The following is a 24,010-nucleotide window of genomic DNA, read 5'->3' on the forward strand; positions in this document are numbered from 1 at the left end:
TAGTTCAAGGGATTAAAAGGAAGCAGAAGTATGGCAGTCGGCAAAGTAAAATGGTTCAATAATGCAAAAGGTTTTGGTTTTATTGTACCCGATGACGGTGGTGAAGATATATTCGCCCATTATTCAACTATACAGATGGAGGGCTATCGCTCTCTCAAAGCAGGCCAAGAAGTCAAATATGAAGTGCAACAAGGTCCAAAAGGCTTACATGCAGAAAATATTGATTTCAAAGGTGAGCCTGAAAGATAAATTATTATCTAAAATATAAAAAAGCAGACATCTAAGTCTGCTTTTTTGTATGTGTGTAGTTAGCACTTAAGTAATCGCCCCGTAAACAGGGCGTATCAATTAACTGGTTGCTAACAAATTATTCAATGTAGCACTTGGGCACATTGCTTTAGTTGTTAAGGCATCATCTGGGTAGTAATAACCACCAATGTCAGCTGCCTTTCCTTGAGTTGCATCAATCTCTGCCATTATTTTGCTTTCGTTGGCGGATAACGAATCAAATAAAGATTTAAATTTGGTAGTTAATTCTTGGTCACCAGTCTGATTAACTAATGCTTCAGCCCAGTACATAGCTAAATAGAAATGACTACCTCTGTTATCCAATTGACCAGCTTTACGTAAAGGTGATTTACCTTCAGTTAGCAATTTTTCGGTCGCTTGGTCTAAAGCAGTGGCCAAAGCTTTTGCTTTGCTGTTGTCAGTTTTGATGGCTAAGTCTTCAAGAGATACCGCTAAGGCTAAGAACTCACCCAGCGAATCCCAACGTAAATGCCCTTCTTCAACAAATTGCTGAACGTGTTTAGGTGCAGAACCACCCGCTCCAGTTTCGAACAATCCGCCACCAGCCATTAGAGGCACGATAGACAACATCTTAGCACTGGTTCCCAATTCTAAGATTGGGAACAAATCTGTCAAGTAGTCTCGTAAAACGTTACCTGTTACAGAGATAGTATCTAAGCCACGAATTGCTCTTTCCATTGAGAAACGGATAGCGCGAACAGGAGACATAATAGAAATATCTAGACCGCTAGTATCGTGGTCTTTAAGATACTCTGTTACTTTTAAAATCATTTGAGCATCGTGGGCTCTTTCGTCATCCAACCAAAATACGGTTGGCATACCAGATTGACGAGCACGATTAACAGCCAATTTAACCCAATCACGAATAGGCGCGTCTTTGGCTTGACACATTCTCCAGATATCACCTTCTTCAACAGCATGCTCGATAAGAACTGTACCGTCTTGGTCAACAACTTGTACTTTACCGTCACCAGTCATTTCAAAGGTTTTATCGTGTGAACCATACTCTTCAGCTTTTTGAGCCATCAAACCAACATTAGGCACTGTGCCCATTGTAGTAGGATCAAATGCACCATGAGTCTTACAGAAATTGATAGTTTCTTGATAAATAGTGGCATACGTACTTTCTGGAATTACCGCTTTTGTATCATGTAACTTTCCATCTGGTCCCCACATTTGCCCAGAACTTCTGATCATTGCAGGCATAGATGCATCAACAATTACGTCACTTGGTACATGTAGGTTAGAAATACCTTTATCTGAATTAACCATAGCGATAGGAGGACGATCAGCGTAACAAGCGTTAATATCACGCTCTATCTCAGCTATTTGTGACTGAGGTAAAGTCGAGATTTTGTCGTATACACTGCCTAAACCGTTATTAGGATTAACACCCAACTCATCAAACAAAGTCTGGTACTTATCAAATAATTTCTTATAGAAAACTTTAACACAATGGCCAAATACGATGGGATGCGACACTTTCATCATGGTCGCTTTTACGTGCAACGAGAACAACACACCAGTATTTTTAGCATCTTCAATTTGTTCTTCAAAAAACTCACATAATGCTTTTTTGCTCATGCACATGCCGTCAATTACTTCGCCAGCTAACAAATCTACTTTAGGTTTAAGTACAGTGACTTTTCCTGATTTATCAGTGAATTCGATATTTACAAAGCCTGCTTTCGCAACAGTGACTGACTTTTCGCCTGAGTAAAAATCACCTTTACGCATATGTGCAACGTGAGTTTGAGAGGCTTGACTCCAAACGCCCATTGAATGTGGGTGGCGCTTAGCATAATTTTTTACTGCAACAGGTGCACGGCGGTCAGAGTTACCTTCACGCAACACTGGGTTTACAGCACTACCTAGCACTTTACCGTAACGAGCTTGAATATCCTTTTCTTGATCCGTTTTAGGATCTTCAGGAAACTCAGGAATATCAAAACCTTTGCTCTTTAATTCTTTAATCGCTGCTTTTAACTGAGGAATCGAAGCACTCACGTTAGGCAACTTAATAATATTAGTTGATGCTTCTTGGGTCAAAGCCCCTAATTCAGCCAAAGCATCAGGCACTTGTTGTTCGGCAGGAAGAAGATCACCGAGTATAGACAAGATACGTGCTGCTAATGAAATATCACTTAATTCAACTTCAATCCCTGCACTTGAAGTAAAGCTACGAATAATAGGAAGCAGTGAATAAGTAGCAAGTGCCGGCGCTTCGTCCGTTTTAGTGTAGATAATCTTTGACTTGGAAATCGTCATTATAAGCCTCTTGTTAATGGCAAAGCACTGACAACCCATCATTTGCGCGTGTTAAAAACTCACAAAGTCACATCGTTGTAACGCTATGGATTGGTGTTTTGTACCGAAGTTAAAAAATGTCTAATCTTGACCTATTATAAACAGACCGTACCCAGACGGACAGTAAATAATATAGGGGTTGATCAATTAAGTACAAGTTTTGCTTACATAATTTATACTGTAAACCACACTTTCGCTCAATAATGTCTATCAAATAGTCAATTTACGGTCTTACTCAGTTATTAAATATGTCAAATAAGCCTTACCCACTGTCTAAAAATAAAACAACAAAATCAGCCCCAGCGAAAACACGGGTTGTATTATTTAACAAACCTTTCAATGTGCTGACCCAATTTACTGACCAAGAAGGCAGGCAAACCCTTAAAGATTTCATTCCCATTCCAGATATTTACGCTGCGGGTCGATTAGATAAAGACAGCGAAGGGTTATTGGTATTAACCAACGACGGAAAATTACAAAACAAACTCGCCTCACCCAAGTTTAAAACAGCCAAAACTTACTGGGTACAAGTTGAAGGCATTCCTCAACCCCATGATTTAGAGCAATTACGTAACGGGGTTAACTTAAAAGACGGCATGACTCAACCTGCCAAAATCGAATTAGTCGATGAACCAGAACTATGGGATCGCAATCCGCCTGTACGTTTTAGGCAAAACAAACCGACTAGTTGGTTATCCATCACAATTTCCGAAGGCCGAAATCGTCAGGTTAGGCGCATGACTGCACATATTGGCTTTCCTACTTTGCGTTTAATTCGATATAGCGTGGGGGAATGGAGTATTGATGGGATTGGGAATGGGGAGTATGTTGAAGTTTTTTAAAGCCTCAAATTTGCATTTGAGGCTTTAAAAAACTCACTTACAAACAACAACTTTCATATAGCCAAATCCCCTGATTAACCAGATGATTTCCCATTAAAGAGCTGCTAAACTTCGCATCCATTTTTCAGCCTCTAATATTCAAATTCAAAATCTATGACAACAACTTCCCAAAGCAGCACTGACACTCGTGACAACAGCCAAATAAAAGTAGTGGTTGGCATGTCTGGTGGTGTCGATTCCTCTGTCTCAGCTTATCTTCTGAAAGAGCAAGGTTACCAAGTGGAAGGTTTGTTTATGAAGAATTGGGAAGAAGATGACAATGATGAGTATTGTGCCGCTGCTGAAGACTTAAAAGATGCCCAAGCTGTATCCGATAAGTTAGGTATTACCCTACACACCATTAACTTTGCGGCAGAATATTGGGATAATGTGTTTGAGTACTTTTTAGCAGAGTACAAAGCAGGTCGTACGCCTAATCCTGACATTATGTGCAATAAAGAAATAAAATTTAAGGCGTTTCTTGAATTTGCTGCAGAAGAGTTAAACGCAGATTACATTGCCACTGGTCATTATGTGCAGCGTTCAAACGAGTCTGGCAACTGGCAGATGTTGCGTGGTTTAGATGACAACAAAGATCAAAGCTACTTTTTGTATACTTTAGGTGAGCAACATGTGGCGCAAACTCTGTTTCCCATTGGCCACTTGGAAAAGCCCAAAGTACGAGAAATTGCCTTAGAACAAGACTTAGTCACTCACGATAAAAAAGACAGCACCGGTATTTGTTTTATTGGCGAGCGTAAATTTAAAGACTTTTTAGCTCAATATTTACCAGCACAGCCCGGTGAAATTGAAACCGCTGAAGGTAAAATAATTGGCAAACACGAAGGTTTGATGTACCACACCTTAGGCCAACGAAAAGGCCTATTGATTGGTGGTATGAAAGAGTATGGCGAAGCGCCTTGGTACGTTGTAGATAAAGATATCGAGCGAAACGTACTGATTGTAGGCCAAGGCGCCAATCACCCTCGCCTTTACTCAACTGGGTTAGTAGCGAATCAATTGCACTGGGTGGATCGCAAAGGTCCGCAACAAGCGATCAGATGTTCGGTCAAAACCCGTTATCGGCAACAATATATTCCATGTCAAATCACGCCTCATTCCGATGGCAGTATTTTGGTTGAATTCGATGAACCACAAAAAGCTGTCACACCAGGTCAATCTGCTGTTTTTTACAAAAACGAGGTTTGTTTGGGTGGTGGCATAATTGAGAATTATATCCGTTAATGAGCAACAATAATCATCATCGATTTTATGAAAGCAACATTGCCTTGGCAGGCTTATGTCAAGCCGCAGCGTTAGTCAAACAAATCGCCCGTAGCAATGAATTTGATAAACAAGCTTTAACCACATCGTTAAATAGTATTTCAATTACTAGTTCAGACAATACCGAACAAGTATTCGGTGATGTCAATCAATTAGCTTTAGGTTATCAAACATTGCTTGACCAGCTGAGCAACCAATCCACCAACAAAGATGTAGAAGTCACCCGTTATATCGCTAATTTATTATCCATTGAACGTAAACTTAGTGCTAATAAAAAGGTCATGTCAGTCTTAGGCGAACGTATCTCGAACATTCAAAGACAGCAACTGCATTTAGATATTTCCGACAGTCAAATGTTGAGTAACTTAGCCAGTATTTATACTGATGTGATTAGCCCCGTATCCAGAAAAATTCAGGTGGCCGGTGATCCGGAAATATTAAAACGCCCCGACAATCAACATCGCGTACGCGCCACATTATTAGCTGGCATACGTGCAGCGGTATTATGGCGACAATTAGGCGGTAAACGCCGACATATTCTATTTAATCGCCAACAGATTTTAGATAGCGCAGAACACACTTTACATAACTTTAGCACGCCAAATTAGGAGTATTTCATGAACTTATCTGCACTCACCGCAGTTTCCCCAGTAGACGGACGTTACGGGAGCAAAACAGTTGAGTTAAGACACATTTTTAGCGAGTTTGGCCTGCTCAAATACCGCGTAGTAGTAGAAGTACGTTGGTTACAAAAATTAGCGGCAGCCGCTGACATTCAAGAAGTGCCAGCACTAAGCTCACAAGCTAATAGCTTTCTAGATAAGATTGTCAGTGACTTTTCTGAAGAAGATGCACAGCGTATTAAAGACATCGAACGCACCACTAATCACGATGTCAAAGCGGTAGAGTACTTTTTAAAAGAAAAAGTAGCGGACACGCCTGAACTTCAAGCCGTAAATGAATTTATTCACTTTGCTTGTACATCAGAAGACATCAACAACCTGTCTCATGCTTTGATGTTAAGCGAAGCACGTGACGAAGTGATTTTACCCTACTGCGACAAATTAATTTCTGAGTTGAAACGTTTAGCTATCGAGTTAAAAACAGTGCCTATGATGGCCCGCACTCACGGACAACCGGCCTCGCCTACTACTATGGGTAAAGAGATGGCCAACGTGATGATCCGTTTGCAACGTCAACGAGATCAAATTGCACAAGTACAAATGTTAGGCAAAATTAATGGTGCTGTGGGCAACTATAATGCACACCTTAGCGCCTACCCTGAATTAGATTGGCACACCTTTGCAGAAGAATTTGTGAATAGCCTAGGTATTACTTTAAATGAGTTTACTACTCAAATTGAACCACATGATTATATTGCAGAGTTGTTTGATGCAATTGCTCGCTTTAATACCATTTTATTAGACTTTGATAGAGACGTTTGGGGTTATATTGCCCTTGGTCACTTTAAACAAAAAACCATTGCGGGTGAAATTGGTTCATCCACCATGCCACATAAAGTTAACCCAATCGATTTTGAAAACTCAGAAGGTAATTTAGGTCTAGCCAATGCTATGTTTGGTCATCTAGCTAGTAAATTACCTGTTTCTAGATGGCAACGTGACTTAACTGACTCAACCGTATTGAGAAATTTAGGTGTAGGTGTGGGTTATTCAGTTATTGCTTTTCAGTCGTCTTTAAAAGGCATTAGCAAACTAGAGGTTAATGAACAGAGCCTGCTAAATGAATTAGATAACAATTGGGAATTATTGGCCGAACCAGTGCAAACCGTTATGCGCCGTTATGGTATTGAAAAACCTTACGAAAAACTTAAAGAGTTAACTCGCGGTAAAAAAATCAACCAACAAATAATGGCTGATTTCATCGATACTTTAGCGCTACCCGATAATGCCAAGGCACAACTTAAAACACTTAGCCCAGCCAATTATATTGGCCGAGCAATTGAGTTTGTTGAACAGTTAGAAAAATAGCTTCAATACTGGTTAAGCCTGAGCAAACCGGCAGTTTAAATCTGCATCCCAAAAATGATGGAGTGAACTACACTTAGTTTTCACTCCAATTTTTAAAGGGATTTAAAAATGGTTACAACAGCCCTAAAAGTATGGGTTAATGCTGGCATCACCCCACAACCTTCCGAAAACATCAATCCAGTTCGTTTGACCAATATTGTAGCAATCTTGGTTATTTGTGTTTCTTTATTGCAACTACCCACTGCCATTTATTTCTGGGATGATACAGCTTGGTACGAATTAACAATTGTATTTAGTACTGTCATTTTACTAACAACTGTTCCTATCTTAAACACTCTCAAGGTTTACAAATCGGCTAAGATATTGCTGATTTTCATTTATACCCTTGATATTTTTCTGTCCTGTTTACTTTGGCAAACCAATCTGAATATTCAGTACTTTTTTCTATTAGCTGTTTTTATCAGCCCGTTCTTTTTTTATGAAAATGAAAAAACAATAATGGTCTTGGTGATAGCTAGTCTGTGTTTACTATTTGTAGGTTTTGAAGTCAGGTTTAATTTTCCGCTCGACCTCCAATCAACATCCTTACACCAGCAAGTATTTAGACTGTCATGTGCCAGCTTGTTTGCTCTGTCTTGCCTATTGTGTAGCTTTCATCTGTGGAAAAATGTCAATCGTAGTTGGCAAAAACTGGCAGAAGAAAAGAACCGTTCTGAACGTCTTCTTCTGAATATTTTACCCAGCAGTATTGCTCAAAGGTTAAAGAGTTCTCCTACTTTAATTGCCGACTATTTTGAACAGGTTAGTATTTTATTTGCCGACATCCAAAACTTCACTCCGCTGTGCAAAAACCTTTCGCCACAACAGCTTATTGGCCTATTGAATGAAGTGTTTTGTTTATTCGATACACTGACTCAAAAATACGGTTTAGAAAAAATAAAAACCAGCGGTGATGGTTATATGGTGGCCGGAGGTTTACCTGTTATTAATTCAATTCATGCCTCTCAATGCTGTCACTGTGCCCTTGATATGCAAGATGCATTTGATGGTATTTGCAAAAAATATCATTTACACACTGGTTTACGAATTGGAATAGGGTGTGGTGAAGTGGTTGCTGGGGTCATTGGCAAAAACAAATTCAGCTATGACCTATGGGGCGAGGCTGTTAATTTAGCTTCACGTATGGAAAGTCATGGTTTATGTAATAGAATTCAAACCACAGAATCCACCTACGAACTCACCAAAGCGCATTTTCGTTTCAATAAACGCGGAGGTGTAGACGTTAAGGGAGTGGGATGGGTAACAACTTATTGGTTATTAGGCAGAAAAAATAACTTGGAGACACATGTACTCGTTAAATAATATCGACATAAAACAATTTCTTAGCCAATACTGGCAAAAGAAACCGCTGGTAATCAAACAAGGTTTCGCCGATTTCATTGATCCTCTAGATGAAAACGACTTAGCCGGTTTAAGCCAAGAACCATCAGTTGATTCAAGGATAGTCAGTAAAACATTGGAATCATGGCAGGTGAGTCACGGGCCATTTGAAGACATTAATCAATACTGTTTAGGTGCTTGGAGTTTATTGGTGCAGTCGGTAGACCACTTTATTCCCGAAGCAGACGAACTGATGCGAGCCTTTGATTTTATCCCTCACTGGCGAATGGACGACCTGATGGTGAGTTTTTCAAATAAACAGGCAGGCGTTGGCCCACATCTCGACCAATACGATGTATTTATCATTCAAGGCAAAGGATCAAGGCGCTGGCAGGTTGGCTTACCAGGAAACTTTGAATCAGTCCGCCCGCATAAAGACTTATCGCAAATTACTGGTTTTGAACCCGTTATCGATCAAGTTCTATTACCGGGAGACATCATATACATTCCGGCCAACCATCCCCATAACGGCGAGGCTCTAGAAGAATGCCTAAATTATTCAGTTGGTTTTCGCGCGCCTTCTCAACAAGAAATGTTGTCATCTTTAGCTGACTACGCCATTGATAACGAGCTATTTAATGAGCGTTATACTGATAAAGAACTCGTACTTCGAGATTTCAGTGGTGAAATAAAACTACAAGAAGTTGCAAGGTTTAGGCTCATGTTACAACAACTGTTAGAAACCGATCAGTTTTCTAATTGGACTGCCCAATTCTTAAGTCAAAGTGTTGAAAAACAAGAGTTTGAAGAACAAGACATACAACAATTTACAGATCAAGAAATTGCAGAAAAGCTGAAGACAGGAGTGCAATTTTTTCGAAGCCCTGGCATTAAGGCAGTTTTTGTTGAACAACAATCCTCCAGTATTCAAGAATTTATCTTTTATATCCAAGGCGAAGCATTTTCAGTGCCACTCGAAGACAAAGAGTTAGTCATAGACTTTCTAAATTGCCCGATTTTTCATCTCAAAAATGCAAATGTATACCAAAGTAGTATTTTTTTTACACAATTAGTCACTACACTGGTTAATTCAGGGTATTGGTATCCTGATGATTAAAATACCTAAGGGTATTATTACTAGGAGAGACCACATGACGTTTATTGCGAAAAACGTCGATTGGGGGAACGAACAACACAAACTTAAAAAGATTAGAGAAAAAGTATTTGTTTGCCAATGGCGTATTCCAGCGGAATACGAGTTTGATCATCAAGATAGCATTGCATTTCATGTATTAGTGGTGAACGAACACAATCAAGAAGTAGCGACTGGTCGTATTACTCCCTCAGGAGAAATAGGTCGCATAGCGGTTGAGCCCGAATTTAGAGGCCCAGAAGTATATCAAGCACTCTTTAATGCATTGCTTAATATCGCCCGGCAGCATGGTCTGCAGGATGTCTTAGTACAGTGTGAGTTGGAAGGTGTTAACTATTATCAACAACAGGGATTCCGTCCAGTCGGTACAGTGTTTATGGATGCAGGTGTCGCGCGACAAGGTATGTTGTGCAGCCTTAAAGACTTTACACTCGAAAGAGTAGAACTTACGCACTAGGGTAAGAGTAGAATTAATAGCAGTAGATTAATCTAATCTTTGCCCTAGCGGCTTTTCCTCACATTATTCGAAACTCATTGCCAATACTTGTAACGGATGTTTCGGTTTAAATTCTTCAAACCTGGCCACCTGACTACGACATGAATACCCGGTAGCTACTATTTGTTCTGGTTCAAATTGACTCACAGCTTGTTGCCAACTTAATTGATAAATACCAGTAGACTCATGCAAATGACTTGCTTCGTGGCCAAAAGTTCCGGCCATACCGCAACACCCTACTGACACCGCCGATAAATTTAAGCCTGTTTTTTGGAATATCTGTTGCCACTGTTTTTCACTGGTAGGCAACGCTGTTTTTTCGCTGCAATGGCCAAACAGTGCATAGTTTTGGGTTTTACCTGGATTCACTTTGGGCAGTTCAAGTTGTATTAACCACTCGTGAACCAGTTGTACTTTAAACTCTCCACGGCTTTCACCTAGCACTTTGCTATATTCGTCGCGATAACACAGTACCATAGACGGATCGACGCCAATCATTGGTAGATTCAAAGCATCTAGTTGATTCAAAAGTTCTGCCGCCGTTTTTGCGGTATGTGCAAATTCCTTTAAAAAGCCTTTTACATGTTGAGGTTTGCCGTTTGGCATAAAAGGTAACAAAACAGCTTCGTAGCCTAATTTAGTGATCAATGTCACTAAGGACTCAACCACTTGGGCATCATAAAAGCTGGTAAAGGGATCTTGCACAATACAGACTTTTTTCGCTAGTTGCTCAGGGCTTAATGCCTGCAACGCGGCTAAGTTAAAGTGTACAGCGTTGTTATTATTCAACCTTTGACTAAGCGTTGGCTGTGACAAAATGGGTGTATCGATATAACCCACAGATTTACGTATAACTTGATTAACCCAATTTTGGCGCAAGAAAAAATTGATAAACCCAGGCGCTTTAGCCATCAATGGAGCCATCTTTTCAATATTACCTACTAAGTGGTCCTTGGCCGGTCGCATGTAACGCTGATAATAGATACTTAAAAAACGCGATCTGAAACTTGGCACATCAACACTGACCGGACATTGGCTAGAGCAAGCTTTACAGGCCAAACATCCTTCCATCACTTCTAATACTTCGTGTGAAAAGTCATTAGCAATCTTTTTATCTGTGCTATTCCTAAAACGCTCAAACCAACTGGGTGGATCTTCGTTATGTTCAAGGGCATTAACGTCAATATTCTGTTTTGACAATAATCTAAGCCACTCACGCACCATACTGGCTCGGCCTTTAGGACTATGACGCCTATCACCAGTAATTTTAAAAGAGGGGCACATGGGTGAAGTCGTATCATAATTAAAACATAAACCATTACCGTTACAACTCATGGCAGGTTCAAAGGATGTTCTAACCTCGATAGGAATTTGCCTATCAAACTCTCCACGTTTTTGATCAGATACGGTTACTAAGGACTCACTTGAATCTATTGGAGTACAAATTTTTCCGGGATTCATTTTGTTATGCGGATCAAAGGCTGTTTTAATTTTTCTCAGCTCTGTAAATAACTCCTGACCAAAAAACTGTGGACCATACTCACTACGATAACCTTTGCCATGTTCACCCCATATCAAACCACCATATTTGGCGACAAGTGCCACCACTTGATCTGAAATTTTTGGCACCATCGCCTCTTGTTCAGGATCGCACATATCTAGCGCTGGGCGCACATGTAATACCCCAGCATCCACATGGCCAAACATACCGTACTTCAATCCATGGCTATCTAATAAGGCGCGAAACTCCATAATAAAGTCGGCTAAATTTTCTGGCGGAACAGCCGTATCTTCAACAAAAGCAATGGGTTTTTTAGCGCCTTTTGTTTTGCCCAAAATACCCACTGACTTCTTACGCATAGCATAAATTTTTTGAATGTCTGAGCGGTCATAGGTAACTTGATAACCAATCACACCTAGATTCTCTGCAGCATCTAAATTAGCACTCAAAGCGGCTATTTTTTGCTCAATGTCAGCTTGATCATTACTGTTATACTCAACCATATTAAGACCAAGTACTGTTTTACCCTCAACTTCGGTAATCAAACTTTCAACTGAATGCCAAATAATGTCCTGCTTAGCGAGGTTAAGCACATTACTGTCTACTGTTTCAACTGATGTAGCATTAGCCGCTACCATACTAGGTGCATGTCTTAACGCTGATTCAAAAGAGTTGTACTTAACATTGACCAATGCTTTAAAATTGGCAATAGGTGAAATGTTTACCTTGGCCTCAGCCACAAAAACAAGGGAGCCTTCTGAACCTGTAATAACACGACTAATATCTAACTCAGTTAAATCATGATTCAATGTGTTTTCTAAATCGTAACCTGTTAAAAAACGATTCAGGCGAGGAAACTTGTCTATAATCTGCTGCCGCTTACCTAAACAAGTATCAAGTAACTGCTGAGTTATTTTCGCTATTGGCGTATATTTTTGGCTCAAAACTTTGGCTTCATCTATAGCCATCGGAGCAGTATTTAAAATAGTGCCATCAGCCATAACTGATGTTAGAGCCAATATGTGATCACTGGTTTTTCCGTATACAAGGGATCCCTGCCCTGAAGCGTCGGTGCTGATCATGCCACCTACTGTTGCCCGATTACTGGTAGACAAGTCTGGCGCAAAAAAGAATCCCAATGGTTTTAATACATCATTTAATTGGTCTTTCACCACCCCGGCCTGCACTCTTGCCCAGTTTTGCTCAGCGTTCACTTCTAAAACTTGATTCATATAACGCGACACATCCACAACGATTCCACTGGTAAGTGATTGTCCGTTGGTGCCAGTACCACCGCCTCTGGCAGAAAACTTCACGTCTCGATAAGGATTAGCTGTTTTACCAATGAGTGATAAATCTTCAATATTTTTGGGGAACACCACCGCCTGAGGAAGTTGCTGATAAATTGAATTGTCGGTAGATACCGCTAAACGGCTGGAATAACTATATTCAACATCACCAGAAAAAGTCGACTTCGCCAAATCGGTCAAAAAGTCCTGATAGTTACTTTCAATAAGAGCTTGAGGGTCTAACACTGGCAGCATAGGGGTAATTCAGTAATTGATAATATAAAATAGAACGGCAATTATACCTAAAATGATCATCCTTGCTCTATATCACTTTGACATTAAGCCAAATGATTTCTCATATATGATAGATAATCCGAGTTCGATATATATAGTTTGTAACAATTCAAATTTTCAGAAAAAATTAATTGGTATATTCTTAATAACATAAAAGTAATATCAATCCACACAAGGTGGCAATCATGAAGAAAAAATTACGTATCGCATTTGGTGCATTATTGGCCGCATTTGGCGTTATATTTTTTATTCTACCAGGCTCTATGTTTGTATTATTACTAGGGCTAATAATGCTTAGTTATGATGTCCCTAAAGCTAGAGATTGGTTGCGCACGTGCCAAAACACCATGTCAAAGTCGGCACGCAAACTAGATAAAATATTACTGGATAGAAAATTAAAAAATTAGTGCTTCAAAACACAGAATAAAAAGCCGCTTAAGTTAATTCCTAGCGGCTTTTTTGATCTAAGGTGTTGTCAGTTACCCGTGTTTTTCACCCAGGTATAACCAAGTTTCGACTACTGTATCTGGATTGAGCGAGACACTATTTATACCTTGCTCCACCAACCATTGGGCCAAATCTTCGTGGTCTGACGGGCCTTGACCACAGATCCCCACATACTTTCCACGTTTCTTAGCTGCTTGAATTGCCATGGATAACAATGCTTTAACCGCAGGATTACGTTCATCAAACAGATGAGCAATCAAACCTGAATCTCGGTCTAGACCTAAGGTTAACTGAGTTAAATCGTTGGAGCCAATTGAGAAACCATCAAACATATCAAGGAATTGATCAGCCAAAAGTGCATTCGAAGGTAGCTCACACATCATAATAACCCGTAAGCCATTTTCGCCTTGCACTAAGCCTTCTTCACCAAGTAACTCTATTACTTTTGCGCCTTCTTCAAGGGTACGCACAAAGGGGATCATTATCTCAACGTTAGTTAAGCCCATTTTATTACGAACCCGTTTTATCGCTTCACATTCCAAAGCAAAACATTCACGGAAATCTTCTGAAATATAGCGACTGGCACCGCGGAAACCTAACATTGGATTTTCTTCATCCGGTTCGTATTGGTAACCGCCCACTAAGTTAAAGTATTCATTCGATTTAAAGTCAGACATACGCACTATGACTTTTTCAGGTGAAAAGGCCGAAGCGATGGTTGAGATACCTTCAACCAACTTTTCGATGTAGAACTCAACGGGTGAAGCATAACCCACAATAATATCGTTGATTTCTTCTTTTAATTCATCAGGCTGTTCATCAAAATTAAGTAACGCTTTGGGGTGAACACCAATCATACGATTGATAATAAATTCAAGTCGTGCCAAACCCACACCAGCATGAGGTAAACGAGCAAAATCAAATGCTCTGTCAGGGTTGCCAACGTTCATCATTACTTTGAGTGGGATTTCTGGCATTGAATCAATGCGTGAAGTAACCACATCAAAATCAAGCACATCGCCGTATATAAACCCTGTATCACCCTCTGCACATGACACAGTGATTTTATCACCGTTTTCAATCGAGGCAGTCGCATTGCCACAACCTACTACAGCGGGAATACCTAATTCGCGAGCAATAATAGCCGCATGACAAGTTCTACCACCACGATTGGTAACAATCGCCGAGGCTTTTTTCATAATCGGTTCCCAATCGGGATCTGTCATATCGGTCACTAACACATCGCCCGGCTGGATTTTATCCATCTCTTCCACGCCTTTGAGCACTTTAGCAACACCTGCACCAATTTTATGGCCAATCGCACGTCCTTCACACACAGTTTTAGCTTTACCTTTAAGCATAAAGCGCTCTATAACCTGCATGTCTTCACGACTTCGAACAGTTTCTGGACGGGCTTGCACTATATACAATTTGCCATCTATGCCATCTTTGGCCCATTCGATGTCCATAGGGCGTTTATAATGTTTTTCAATAATGACGGCCTGTTTAGCCAATTCCATTATTTCATCGTCAGTCAGTGAAAACTGACGGCTATCTGCGGCATCAATATCGACAATTTCAACTTGTTTACCGTGTTCTAAGTCTTCTGAATAAATCATCTTGGTAAGTTTACTACCAAGGTTTCTGCGCACTACAGCTGGAAAACCTTTTGCCAAGGTTGGTTTGTGTACATAAAACTCGTCTGGATTAACCGCTCCTTGCACTACCATTTCGCCTAAGCCATAAGATGAAGTAATAAAAACAACATCTTCAAAACCAGACTCCGTATCAATAGAAAACATCACACCTGAGGCTGAACAGTCACTGCGCACCATACGTTGAATGCCTGCTGATAAAGCCACACCTTTGTGGTCGTAACCCTGATGCACACGATAAGAAATAGCTCTGTCGTTAAACAATGAAGCAAATACGTGTTTGATTGCGACCATTACAGAGTCGTAACCTTTAACGTTTAAAAAGGTTTCTTGTTGGCCTGCAAAAGAGGCGTCTGGCATGTCTTCCGCTGTTGCTGAAGAGCGCACCGCAAAAGACGCTTCATCACCCGCTTCACCCTGTAACGTTTCAAATGCACCGCGTATGGCACTTTCTAACTCAGGCAGAAAAGGAGTCTCAATAATCCAATTACGAATGGTTTCACCAGCTTTACCTAATGCTGCAATGTCCTCTACATCTAATTCGTCTAACAAAACATGAATTCGCGCTTCTAAGCCACTTTGTTCGAGAAATAAATTAAATGCATGAGCAGTAGTCGCAAATCCTCCAGGTACTTGCACTCCTGCATTGGCTAAATTTGAAATCATCTCGCCCAAGGACGCGTTTTTGCCTCCAACTACGCCAACATCTCCCATTCCTAATTGTTGGTACCACAAAACGTGTTCTTGCATTCTTACTTTCTCCAAATGATTGTTTGGTAATTTAATCGTGTTAGTTTATGTAAATTGACTTAGTAAAAATTATTAAAAACAGTATAAAAAACGACATCCTTATAACGTCTTTACTTTTGTATAGGGGATTTTAGAATGTTGTTATCCCGAAAGTAAAATTTAATTGTGTTTCGTAATTAAATTACACCAATGTTAAGGAAATGTTGTGAGAACTGCCTATTATATTTCAGACGGAACGGCCATTACTGCAGAAGTTTTTGGCCACGCATTGCTCTCCCTGTTTACGATTGAGTTTAAACACATCACTATTCCCTTCGTCGAAACCGCTGATCACGCCGAAGAGGTGGTTCGAAAAATATCTGAAAGTTTTCAAGATGACAATCAGAGACCTTTAGTGTTTTACACTATCGTCAATATTGAAGTACGCAAGATTGTCTCAAAATCAGTGGGCATTAATTACAATTTTCTTGATCAATTTGTTGCGCCATTGGAAAAAGTGTTGGGGGTGCCGTCAAAGCCAGAAAAACATAGAACTCACAGTATTCATGAAAAAACCTACGATATTCGAATTGAAGCGGTCAACTATGCTTTGGCAAACGATGATGGTTCTAATCTCAAAGATTATCACGAAGCAGATATCATTTTAGTCGGCGTGTCTCGATCTGGCAAAACTCCAACAAGCTTATATTTAGCACTACAATACGGTATTAAAGCAGCTAATTATCCCTTTACCGAAGACGACATGGGTGACATCTTACGTTTACCCGCATCTTTGCGACGCTTTAAGGACAAATTGTTTGGATTAACAATCCAAGCAGACAGATTGCATCAAATTCGCTCAGAACGACGCGCGAATAGCAAATACGCATCGTTGCAGCAATGTCGTATGGAATTACGAGAAGTAGAAAACCTATACCGCAAAGAAAAAATCCCGTTTCTAAATAGTACGAAGTTTTCAATAGAAGAAATTTCAGCCAAAATTTTAGCGACAACCGGTTTACAACGTAAAAAGTACTAGGAGCTGTTGAGCTTTCGAAATATCAACTGACGTAATCCCGTGCTCTAAGGAAAAAATTTATGTTCACTCATTTTGAACCATCATTACTTAAGTTCTTAAGGGATCTTCAAGCCAATAACCAACGTGACTGGTTTAACGATCATAAACAGCAATATGAAGACCATGTTCGTACACCTGCATTGGCCTTTATAGAGCAAATGGATCAGTGGATCAGGTTGATCTCCCCGCACTACGAAGCCAGTCCTAAAAAAGTAGGAGGTTCGCTTATGCGCATCTATCGAGACGACGTCTCAAAAGATAAATCTCCATACAAAACCAACGTTGGCATACAGTTTCGCCATGAAGTCGGCAAGGATGTACACGCTCCAAGATTTTATTTACATATCGCAGCAGATGATATTTTTCTAGGAGTGGGCACCTGGCATCCAGACCGCGACTCTCTGGCTGCCATTCGCGATCATATTGTGACCAAACCCGGCCCTTACCTCGATGCCATTGAACATGAACCCTTTGCCGAGTATTTCGAACTTGCTGGTACTAAACTCACTCGTCCACCTAAAGGGTATGATAAAGAACATGACCTTATTGAGGAAATAAAACGCAAAGACTTTATAGGGATATGCCAATTAAAGGAAAGTGATTTGTATCAAGATGACTTTTGCAAAATGGTGGCCAGTCGCTTTGGACGTGCACAACCATTGCAAAAGTTTATATGTGAGGCTTTAGGGTTGCGATTTTAATAGCTTTAAATTAATGAACTGATGACAAACCGTTAGTCACTCACAGCTCTTATATGTTGGCTTTTATCAATCAGATAAAGGCGTTTCTAACTGTTCTATATTTTCTAGCTTTTCCCTATCAGCTTTGGAAATATACGGGGCCTTCTTGTTAGGGTTACGTTTAGCTTTGGCCGCTTTGAGGCGCTTTTCGTGTATTTGCTTTAATTTTTTTTGTTTATTCATTGAAATGTCTTCGTTTAAAAGTAGAAGTGATTGAACTGAGATTAAACAACTTTTCTCATCATTTTAGCCATTATAACCCATCACCTGTCAGCTTTTGTTTTTCTTTCAATATGGCACTGCAAAAGCTGGTAGTATGCGCGCAATAATCACGTGGCGCTGATAAATAACAGTGTGTTACAGGTGATTGCTCTTCATCAATTTTAGCTTATACAGGTATATATAATGTCACAAGAAATCACCAGAAACAGACGTCAAAGAAAAAAAATGCATTTAGACGAATGGGCCATTTTAGGCTTTGAGTTTAGCTGTACATTAGACAAAGCATCAGAAGCCGATTACGGACTGTTTTTTGATAGTTTGGAAGAATTAGTCAGTAGCCAACATCTTTATATGACAATTGAGAATGACAGTGAGACATTCGAAGGATTTGTCACATCAGCAGATCGTTATGGCAATGCTACAGAAGAAGATAGAACGTCTGTTGAAACCTTAATGAACAGTCACAAAATAGTGAAAGATGTGAAAATTGGCAAGTTAGTGGATGCTTTTTACGAATTGTAATATTTTAGCCAATTTTAAAAACACCCGTTAATTATCTTATGGCGCGGACGCAAGCGACGCGCCTTATTCAACATGCAGCACTGGCTAGACTTAAAGTGGAAATATTGAGGGGGTATAGGGCTGTTTTACAAACTAATTTTGATTAGTTTCTGGTCTCATCTGGTACATTTAGTTCCCTCTCAACCATGTCAGCAAACTCTCTGAGCAACACCTGATCGTTTTCAGTCAAGATCCGAGGAGAAGTATCAATTATACATAAGGTCCCAATTGAATAGCCCTCATCTGATTTAATCGGAGCCCCAGCATAAAAACGAATAAAGGGTTCACCGATGACAAGAGGATTATCACTAAACCTTTCATCCTCAAAAGTATCATTTACCATGTATACCCCATTTTGATTTATTGCATGTCCACAAAATGAAATTTCACGAGATGTTTCTGTTGCATCAAGACCTTGACTAGATTTAAACCATTGGCGCTCGCAGTCAACTAAACTGATCAACGCTATAGGAACATTAAAATAACTTTTTACTTTCTCGGGAATATAATCATAACGTTGCTCAGGAGCAGTATCCAGAATAGCAAGATTGTACAAAGAACAAAGACGTTCAGTTTCGTTATCCGGTATAATTGGCACTTTCATAATTCACTCCTCATTCGGGGTAAATTATGATCGCTTTCTATTATTTAGCCAATAAAACTTTTGCCCTTCCTCCCGTCACCTTATTTGCCCGGCCTTCATCAACTGCTTTTTCAGCGCGGCGGCGCCTGGCTTCTTTAGGATCGGCAATCAACGGACGGTAAATCTCAATTCTGTCGCCTTTTTTGGGTAGGTCGGTCAATTTACAGGTTCGATTCCAAATACCTACTTTTAAAACTTCAAGATCGATATCCGGAAAACGTTTTACAATACCCGAAGCCAAAATAGCTTGTTTAACGGTTGTGCCTTGTTCAACTACGACTTCAAGCAAAGCTTGTTTTTCTGGTGTAGCGTAAGCCACTTCAAGGGATATTTGTTGGTCTGTCATACATTATTATCCATAAATCTGTTTGGCGCGTTCAGTAAAAGCCACCACCATATTAGCTGCAATAGAATTAAACACCTTGCCAAAGGCCATTTCCGCTAATTTACTGGAAAATGCAAAATCTAGATTCAGTTCGATTTTACAAGCCGATTCACTCAGAGGTTTAATTGTCCAACCACCCGATAATTTCGAAAAGGGGCCATCAACTAAATTCATATTAATTGATTCACCGCGCTTTAAAGTATTGTGGGTAGTAAACCATTGTCTTACACCCGCTTTTGAAATAAGCAGTGATGCCCGCATATTATCGTCATCTTGCTCTAACACTTTGGTATCCGCACAACCGGGGATAAATTTTGGATATTGCTCAACATCGTTAATCAAATCGAACATAGACTCAGCACTATAGGCAATCAAAGCGCTGCGTGTTACGTTGCCCATTTACTCTCCTATTCTACCCGAGCCAAAAAATCCGCTGTAGATTAACATAAGTTTAAAAGGGTCTGTTGATCTTTCATTTGTCGTCTAAATTTTTATCAATATGTATTCAAGCAACCTGAAAAAAGTAAAGGTTTAGCATCCAAACAAACATCCTCGATGCTAATAACCTAATAACTTTACAATACAGTGGAATTTTTGTTGTGCCACTTCATACAATCTCTATAATACCGCCCCATGAATAAAAAGAAGTCAAAAACCACAGATAACACCATTGCGCTGAATAAAAAAGCCCGCCACCAATACATCCTTGAAGATAAATTCGAATGCGGTATGGCATTGCAAGGCTGGGAAGTAAAAAGCATTCGCTCTGGTAAAGTTAATATTTCAGAAAGTTACGTCACTATTGAAAAGGGTGAAGCCTTTCTTATTGGCTCATCTATTCAACCACTAAATCAAGCGTCTAGCCACGTGGTTTGTGATGACACGCGCAAGCGTAAATTGCTGCTCAAAAAACGCGAGTTAGACAAGTTAATTGGCTCGGTCGAACGCCAAGGGTATTCGATCATAACAACCGCCATGTATTGGAAGAAAAACTGGGTCAAAGTCGAGGTATGCCTAGGTAAAGGTAAACACGAACACGATAAACGAGACGCAGTGAAAGACCGTGATTGGGCCCGTGATAAAGAACGTATGATGAAACATAAAGCTTAATTTCATCATGGCTTAGAAACAAATAATGGCTAATTTTTTTAGTCATTCATTTACTGATATCAGTATAACCAACCTCATTGTTACTGTAGTGTCTGTTTAATCACAATCTACAATAAGACCCCTATGAAAAAATCCATTGGGATTTGGCGATCTTGGGCTTTGGTTGCAGGCATGATGATTGGCTCAGGTATATTCACATTACCAGCCTTACTTGCTTCTTATGGTAGTTTTAGCTTTATAGGCTGGGCTGTTACAGGTTTTGGAGCCATGTGTTTAGCGTTGAGCTACAGTTACCTATCTGCCCGCCAGTCAGGATTGGGTGGCCCTTACTTTTTTGTACAACAAGCATTTGGAAAGATCCCCGCCGCAATAGTCGGCTGGGGATATTGGATTTCATTGGTAAGTTCAGTGGCTGCTATTGCCCTTTCATTTTCAGGATACAGTCAAAATTATCTGCCAATTTTGGCGAGTGAGCCACTGTACAGTACAATTTTTTCTATTTTAATCATTCTGTTTTTTACTGCGATTAATCTTTGGGGTGTACGCGAAGCCAGCGCCGTGCAACTGATCACCACCATCATAAAAATCCTACCATTATTACTGATAGGTCTGGCTGGGATCTTGTTTGGAGAAGTCACAGAGATTCCAGCCGTTAATCCAGACGATAGTAATATATTCAAAATGGTAGCCGCCTTATGTTTACTGATTATGTGGGCATTTATTGGCGTAGAATCCGCCACATTACCTGCTGAAGACACAATAGATCCTAAAAAAACTATACCTCGGGCTTCCATATTAGGCACACTGACAGCGTTAGCTGTATACGTCATTGCTATGTTGGGTATTATGTCAATTATGCCGTTAGGTGATCTGCAAAACTCTGCGTCTCCTTTTGCTGACGCTGCAAGACTTATCATTGGTGACACAGGCGCCATCATTATCACTATAGGAGCTCTGTTTGCTATTGCAGGCACCTTAAACGTGTGTATTTTGATAGCCGGTTCGATTTTACTCGCAGGGGCAAGAGATAAGATATTCCCCAGCTATTTTAGTCAACAAAATAAGCAAGGCACGCCAATTCGAGCGCTAGTTTGTTGCGCTGTTATCGCCATAACATTGCTATTTTTAAATTCGAGTAAGACCCTGATGAACGGTTTTGAATACTTGTTGATCATTGCCACTTTTGCGGCATTAATTGTGTACCTTGCAACTAGCCTTGCGAGTATTAAATTACAATGGCAAGATCACAAGCAGGGTCAGCCACTTAGTTATGTTCAATTCTCAATTGCCTTATTAGCGTGCAGTTTTTCTTTGCTTGCTATTTGGGGTGCGTGGGTTTTATATCAATAAATTTAGGAATAGTTATGTTCACACAAGCAATTGTACGCAAACCTTGTAAAGCGATGTTGGATGGTTTGACTGAAGCAGATATGGGATTACCTGATTTTACTTTGGCATGCATACAGCATGAAGACTATATTGCGGCCTTAATAGAATGTGGTCTTAAAGTCACCATACTACCTTCGCTCGAAGAATATCCAGATTCGTGTTTTGTTGAAGATGTGGCTTTATTAACACCTCATTGTGCCATTCTCACACATCCAGGTGCGACAAGTCGCCGAGGTGAAGTGCAACATATTCAATCATCTGTACAGCAGTTCTACCCCAATCTAGAGCAAATTACCTTACCCGGTCATGTTGAAGCAGGCGATATTATGATGGTAGGTAGCCATTTTTATATCGGATTGTCAGATCGTACCAACTCCCAAGGTGCTGAACAACTAATTGCCATACTCAACACACACAACTCAACCGGATCAATGGTTGAAATGTCCGAGTTGTTGCATCTCAAGACAGGATTAAGTTATCTAGAAGATAATAATTTACTGACCTTTGGTGAAATGAACTCACACCCAGACTTTGCCCAATTTAACCGAATCGAAATTGATGCAGATGAAAGTTACGCTGCCAATAGCGTGTGGATCAATGGCACAGTACTCGTGCCTAAAGGGTTTCCCAAAGCATTAAAAGCTATTCAGCAACTCGGGTATAAAACCCGAGAAATCGCTATGTCAGAATTTCAAAAATTAGATGGTGGACTAAGTTGTTTATCTCTTCGATTCTAAATTTTGTGCTGCTTTTTATAACGCTTAGTTAATTTGGCTGCACGTACTTGATCAGTAATTAATGCCCACACAGGGGATGCAGATAAATTAGGAGATTTACCTGATCCAATTCGTCGCAGCTGTTGCTTAACCAAAGCCATAGTGGCTAAACCACTCAGCGTTTTGTCCTTCCAATCAACTATAGGTATATGCCCCAATATCGTTGAGTCTTGTTGCCATTTGTTTGGTAAGTCGGGTGTCAATGCTAGCGCACTGGCCATTCCCACTAAGTGCATACCATTATCAATTACTTGCTTAGCCACATCATAACGACGCACTCCACCAGTGGTCATAATGGGTACAGATACGTTTTCAGCTATTTTGCTAGCAAACTCCAAAAAATAAGCTTCTCTTGCTAATGTTCTGTTATCTGCAGTGCGTCCTTGCATAGCCGGTGCTTCGTAACTGCCACCCGACAATTCCACTAAATCAATGTTCAATTCGCCTAACATTTTTACGACTTGTTCCGCGTCTTCAATGTCAAAACCACCACGTTGAAAATCAGCCGAATTAAGTTTGACCGCAATAGCAAAACTATCACTACATGCTGCTTTAACTGACTTCACTACTTCAAGCAACAAACGAGCACGATTCTCTAGGCTACCGCCCCATTGGTCCTGTCTTTTATTGGTCAGTGGTGATAAAAACTGGGCGAGTAAATAACCATGAGCGGCATGAATTTCAACCCCATCAAAACCGGCTTCTTCGGCTCTATTAGCAGTAATGGTAAATCTCTGAATAACATCATCAATTTCCGTCTGGTCCATTGGTTTAGGAGTAGAAAACATCGCGGAATGTTTGCCCATATCCAGCGCCACATCAGAAGGAGACAACACCTTACCGCCCATCTTTTTGAATACTTGCCTTCCGGGGTGGTTTATTTGCATCCAAATTTTAGTGTCATTGCTTTGTGACAACTGCGCCAAATCAATAAAAGGTTTTAAATCAGTATCTTGTTCTAATACCACACCACCTGGCCCAGTCATGGCTAAATGATCGATCATCACATTTCCAGTAATGATTAACCCCACTCCGCCATCGGCCCACGCTTTATAAAGGCGTTTAAGCACAGTGTCTGGTAAATGTTCAACGTTAGCTAAATTCTCTTCCATTGCCGCTTTCACTAAGCGATTTTTTATTACTTGGCCATTGGGCAACGTAAATGCGGTAAATATTGAAGATGTCATATGAGGTTTATTGGCTCTGAACGATTTGTAAGCAATATATAGGGTTTAATTGATCTCAAACAAGGTTTGTAACAACATTTGCATAAACACTGTATTCACAGCTGACTGGCCTATGCTATAATGCTCTGGTTGGTGGTTTGCAACCAACACCTTGGGGCTGATTTTGGATTCGACAAGACTCTAGACGCTTTAGGTGCATGCAG

23 protein-coding genes are annotated in these 24,010 nt (G+C 40.2%); 15 read left to right on the forward strand and 8 right to left on the reverse strand.

Annotated elements, in window-relative coordinates; translation table 11 throughout:
- Positions 1 to 30 precede the first annotated feature (30 nt).
- Positions 31 to 249, forward strand: a complete 219-nt coding sequence (cspD, locus tag QZ488_RS14945; protein WP_007619891.1) for a cold shock domain-containing protein CspD — start codon at positions 31 to 33, stop codon at positions 247 to 249.
- A 99-nt stretch (positions 250 to 348) separates the two neighbouring features.
- Here the strand turns inward: cspD and QZ488_RS14950 are convergent, their stop codons facing one another.
- A complete protein-coding gene (locus QZ488_RS14950) occupies positions 349 to 2,577 on the reverse strand; it encodes an NADP-dependent isocitrate dehydrogenase (protein WP_293750195.1) in 2,229 nt (742 codons plus the stop codon).
- Positions 2,578 to 2,864: 287 nt separating this feature from the next.
- On the opposite strand from QZ488_RS14950, the gene QZ488_RS14955 reads away from it, so the two are divergent.
- From QZ488_RS14955 to QZ488_RS14985, 7 genes are all read left to right on the forward strand, one after another.
- Complete coding sequence (locus QZ488_RS14955; RefSeq protein ID WP_293750196.1) at positions 2,865 to 3,458, forward strand: pseudouridine synthase; 594 nt, start codon at positions 2,865 to 2,867, stop codon at positions 3,456 to 3,458.
- 153 nt (positions 3,459 to 3,611) lie between these two features.
- On the forward strand, positions 3,612 to 4,742 hold the full coding sequence (mnmA, locus tag QZ488_RS14960) for a tRNA 2-thiouridine(34) synthase MnmA (protein WP_293750197.1): 1,131 nt from the start codon (positions 3,612 to 3,614) through the stop codon (positions 4,740 to 4,742).
- A complete protein-coding gene (hflD, locus tag QZ488_RS14965; RefSeq protein ID WP_293750198.1) occupies positions 4,742 to 5,389 on the forward strand; it encodes a high frequency lysogenization protein HflD in 648 nt (215 codons plus the stop codon). Before mnmA ends, hflD begins: the two co-directional genes overlap by 1 nt.
- Before the next feature lie 9 nt (positions 5,390 to 5,398).
- The gene (gene purB, locus QZ488_RS14970) at positions 5,399 to 6,772 is read left to right on the forward strand and encodes an adenylosuccinate lyase (protein WP_293750199.1); all 1,374 of its coding nucleotides are present in this window, start codon (positions 5,399 to 5,401) and stop codon (positions 6,770 to 6,772) included.
- A 108-nt stretch (positions 6,773 to 6,880) separates the two neighbouring features.
- Complete coding sequence (locus QZ488_RS14975) at positions 6,881 to 8,134, forward strand: adenylate/guanylate cyclase domain-containing protein (RefSeq protein WP_293750200.1); 1,254 nt, start codon at positions 6,881 to 6,883, stop codon at positions 8,132 to 8,134.
- Positions 8,118 to 9,269: a cupin domain-containing protein gene (locus tag QZ488_RS14980; protein ID WP_293750201.1), complete on the forward strand. Its 1,152-nt coding sequence runs from the start codon at positions 8,118 to 8,120 to the stop codon at positions 9,267 to 9,269. The genes QZ488_RS14975 and QZ488_RS14980 overlap by 17 nt, the downstream gene beginning before the upstream one ends.
- A gap of 34 nt (positions 9,270 to 9,303) precedes the next feature.
- Positions 9,304 to 9,762, forward strand: a complete 459-nt coding sequence (locus tag QZ488_RS14985; RefSeq protein WP_293750202.1) for a GNAT family N-acetyltransferase — start codon at positions 9,304 to 9,306, stop codon at positions 9,760 to 9,762.
- A gap of 63 nt (positions 9,763 to 9,825) precedes the next feature.
- Here the strand turns inward: QZ488_RS14985 and QZ488_RS14990 are convergent, their stop codons facing one another.
- Complete coding sequence (locus QZ488_RS14990; RefSeq protein WP_293750203.1) at positions 9,826 to 12,846, reverse strand: FAD-binding and (Fe-S)-binding domain-containing protein; 3,021 nt, start codon at positions 12,844 to 12,846, stop codon at positions 9,826 to 9,828.
- A gap of 224 nt (positions 12,847 to 13,070) precedes the next feature.
- On the opposite strand from QZ488_RS14990, the gene QZ488_RS14995 reads away from it, so the two are divergent.
- Positions 13,071 to 13,292 carry a tellurium resistance protein TerC gene (locus QZ488_RS14995; protein WP_293750204.1) on the forward strand — a complete coding sequence of 74 codons (222 nt, stop codon included), beginning with the start codon at positions 13,071 to 13,073 and terminating at the stop codon, positions 13,290 to 13,292.
- 72 nt (positions 13,293 to 13,364) lie between these two features.
- On the opposite strand, the gene ppsA is transcribed toward QZ488_RS14995, so the two are convergent.
- Positions 13,365 to 15,737: a phosphoenolpyruvate synthase gene (ppsA, locus tag QZ488_RS15000; protein ID WP_293750205.1), complete on the reverse strand. Its 2,373-nt coding sequence runs from the start codon at positions 15,735 to 15,737 to the stop codon at positions 13,365 to 13,367.
- A 205-nt stretch (positions 15,738 to 15,942) separates the two neighbouring features.
- Between ppsA and QZ488_RS15005 the strand changes: the two genes are divergently transcribed.
- Positions 15,943 to 16,755, forward strand: coding sequence for a pyruvate, water dikinase regulatory protein (locus tag QZ488_RS15005; protein ID WP_293750206.1), 813 nt, complete (start codon positions 15,943 to 15,945; stop codon positions 16,753 to 16,755).
- Between the two features lie 59 nt (positions 16,756 to 16,814).
- A complete protein-coding gene (locus QZ488_RS15010; protein WP_293750207.1) occupies positions 16,815 to 17,495 on the forward strand; it encodes a TIGR02453 family protein in 681 nt (226 codons plus the stop codon).
- A gap of 66 nt (positions 17,496 to 17,561) precedes the next feature.
- On the opposite strand, the gene QZ488_RS15015 is transcribed toward QZ488_RS15010, so the two are convergent.
- Positions 17,562 to 17,717, reverse strand: a complete 156-nt coding sequence (locus QZ488_RS15015; RefSeq protein ID WP_293750208.1) for a DUF2986 domain-containing protein — start codon at positions 17,715 to 17,717, stop codon at positions 17,562 to 17,564.
- A gap of 222 nt (positions 17,718 to 17,939) precedes the next feature.
- On the opposite strand from QZ488_RS15015, the gene QZ488_RS15020 reads away from it, so the two are divergent.
- Positions 17,940 to 18,278 carry a 50S ribosome-binding protein YggL gene (locus tag QZ488_RS15020; RefSeq protein WP_293750209.1) on the forward strand — a complete coding sequence of 113 codons (339 nt, stop codon included), beginning with the start codon at positions 17,940 to 17,942 and terminating at the stop codon, positions 18,276 to 18,278.
- 142 nt (positions 18,279 to 18,420) lie between these two features.
- On the opposite strand, the gene QZ488_RS15025 is transcribed toward QZ488_RS15020, so the two are convergent.
- The 3 genes from QZ488_RS15025 to QZ488_RS15035 are packed head-to-tail and all read right to left on the reverse strand — an operon-like array spanning position 18,421 to position 19,744.
- Entirely contained in the window at positions 18,421 to 18,921 is a 501-nt protein-coding gene (locus tag QZ488_RS15025) for a GAF domain-containing protein (protein ID WP_293750210.1), read from the reverse strand.
- A gap of 40 nt (positions 18,922 to 18,961) precedes the next feature.
- A complete protein-coding gene (locus QZ488_RS15030; RefSeq protein WP_293750211.1) occupies positions 18,962 to 19,306 on the reverse strand; it encodes an RnfH family protein in 345 nt (114 codons plus the stop codon).
- A gap of 6 nt (positions 19,307 to 19,312) precedes the next feature.
- Positions 19,313 to 19,744, reverse strand: coding sequence for a type II toxin-antitoxin system RatA family toxin (locus QZ488_RS15035; RefSeq protein WP_293750213.1), 432 nt, complete (start codon positions 19,742 to 19,744; stop codon positions 19,313 to 19,315).
- Between the two features lie 234 nt (positions 19,745 to 19,978).
- Between QZ488_RS15035 and smpB the strand changes: the two genes are divergently transcribed.
- From smpB to QZ488_RS15050, 3 genes are all read left to right on the forward strand, one after another.
- The gene (gene smpB, locus QZ488_RS15040; RefSeq protein ID WP_293750215.1) at positions 19,979 to 20,455 is read left to right on the forward strand and encodes an SsrA-binding protein SmpB; all 477 of its coding nucleotides are present in this window, start codon (positions 19,979 to 19,981) and stop codon (positions 20,453 to 20,455) included.
- Positions 20,456 to 20,578: 123 nt separating this feature from the next.
- A complete protein-coding gene (locus QZ488_RS15045; protein WP_293750217.1) occupies positions 20,579 to 21,805 on the forward strand; it encodes an amino acid permease in 1,227 nt (408 codons plus the stop codon).
- Positions 21,806 to 21,819: 14 nt separating this feature from the next.
- The gene (locus QZ488_RS15050; RefSeq protein WP_293750219.1) at positions 21,820 to 22,581 is read left to right on the forward strand and encodes an arginine deiminase family protein; all 762 of its coding nucleotides are present in this window, start codon (positions 21,820 to 21,822) and stop codon (positions 22,579 to 22,581) included.
- Here QZ488_RS15050 and QZ488_RS15055 read toward each other — a convergent pair.
- A complete protein-coding gene (locus QZ488_RS15055) occupies positions 22,578 to 23,807 on the reverse strand; it encodes an NADH:flavin oxidoreductase/NADH oxidase family protein (RefSeq protein ID WP_293750221.1) in 1,230 nt (409 codons plus the stop codon). The two genes, QZ488_RS15050 and QZ488_RS15055, sit on opposite strands and share 4 nt — an antisense overlap.
- Positions 23,808 to 24,010 lie beyond the last annotated feature (203 nt).

This window comes from uncultured Paraglaciecola sp. (assembly GCF_913020055.1).
Taxonomy (GTDB): Bacteria; Pseudomonadota; Gammaproteobacteria; order Enterobacterales; family Alteromonadaceae; genus Paraglaciecola.

Bases quoted from the DNA above. Each gene is read 5' to 3' on its own strand.
- cspD (WP_007619891.1), top strand. From the start codon at position 31: ATGGCAGTCGGCAAAGTAAAATGGTTCAATAATGCAAAAGGTTTTGGT.
- QZ488_RS14950 (WP_293750195.1), bottom strand. From the start codon at position 2,577: ATGACGATTTCCAAGTCAAAGATTATCTACACTAAAACGGACGAAGCG.
- QZ488_RS14955 (WP_293750196.1), top strand. From the start codon at position 2,865: ATGTCAAATAAGCCTTACCCACTGTCTAAAAATAAAACAACAAAATCA.
- mnmA (WP_293750197.1), top strand. From the start codon at position 3,612: ATGACAACAACTTCCCAAAGCAGCACTGACACTCGTGACAACAGCCAA.
- hflD (WP_293750198.1), top strand. From the start codon at position 4,742: ATGAGCAACAATAATCATCATCGATTTTATGAAAGCAACATTGCCTTG.
- purB (WP_293750199.1), top strand. From the start codon at position 5,399: ATGAACTTATCTGCACTCACCGCAGTTTCCCCAGTAGACGGACGTTAC.
- QZ488_RS14975 (WP_293750200.1), top strand. From the start codon at position 6,881: ATGGTTACAACAGCCCTAAAAGTATGGGTTAATGCTGGCATCACCCCA.
- QZ488_RS14980 (WP_293750201.1), top strand. From the start codon at position 8,118: ATGTACTCGTTAAATAATATCGACATAAAACAATTTCTTAGCCAATAC.
- QZ488_RS14985 (WP_293750202.1), top strand. From the start codon at position 9,304: ATGACGTTTATTGCGAAAAACGTCGATTGGGGGAACGAACAACACAAA.
- QZ488_RS14990 (WP_293750203.1), bottom strand. From the start codon at position 12,846: ATGCTGCCAGTGTTAGACCCTCAAGCTCTTATTGAAAGTAACTATCAG.
- QZ488_RS14995 (WP_293750204.1), top strand. From the start codon at position 13,071: ATGAAGAAAAAATTACGTATCGCATTTGGTGCATTATTGGCCGCATTT.
- ppsA (WP_293750205.1), bottom strand. From the start codon at position 15,737: ATGCAAGAACACGTTTTGTGGTACCAACAATTAGGAATGGGAGATGTT.
- QZ488_RS15010 (WP_293750207.1), top strand. From the start codon at position 16,815: ATGTTCACTCATTTTGAACCATCATTACTTAAGTTCTTAAGGGATCTT.
- QZ488_RS15015 (WP_293750208.1), bottom strand. From the start codon at position 17,717: ATGAATAAACAAAAAAAATTAAAGCAAATACACGAAAAGCGCCTCAAA.
- QZ488_RS15020 (WP_293750209.1), top strand. From the start codon at position 17,940: ATGTCACAAGAAATCACCAGAAACAGACGTCAAAGAAAAAAAATGCAT.
- QZ488_RS15025 (WP_293750210.1), bottom strand. From the start codon at position 18,921: ATGAAAGTGCCAATTATACCGGATAACGAAACTGAACGTCTTTGTTCT.
- QZ488_RS15030 (WP_293750211.1), bottom strand. From the start codon at position 19,306: ATGACAGACCAACAAATATCCCTTGAAGTGGCTTACGCTACACCAGAA.
- QZ488_RS15035 (WP_293750213.1), bottom strand. From the start codon at position 19,744: ATGGGCAACGTAACACGCAGCGCTTTGATTGCCTATAGTGCTGAGTCT.
- smpB (WP_293750215.1), top strand. From the start codon at position 19,979: ATGAATAAAAAGAAGTCAAAAACCACAGATAACACCATTGCGCTGAAT.
- QZ488_RS15045 (WP_293750217.1), top strand. From the start codon at position 20,579: ATGAAAAAATCCATTGGGATTTGGCGATCTTGGGCTTTGGTTGCAGGC.
- QZ488_RS15050 (WP_293750219.1), top strand. From the start codon at position 21,820: ATGTTCACACAAGCAATTGTACGCAAACCTTGTAAAGCGATGTTGGAT.
- QZ488_RS15055 (WP_293750221.1), bottom strand. From the start codon at position 23,807: ATGACATCTTCAATATTTACCGCATTTACGTTGCCCAATGGCCAAGTA.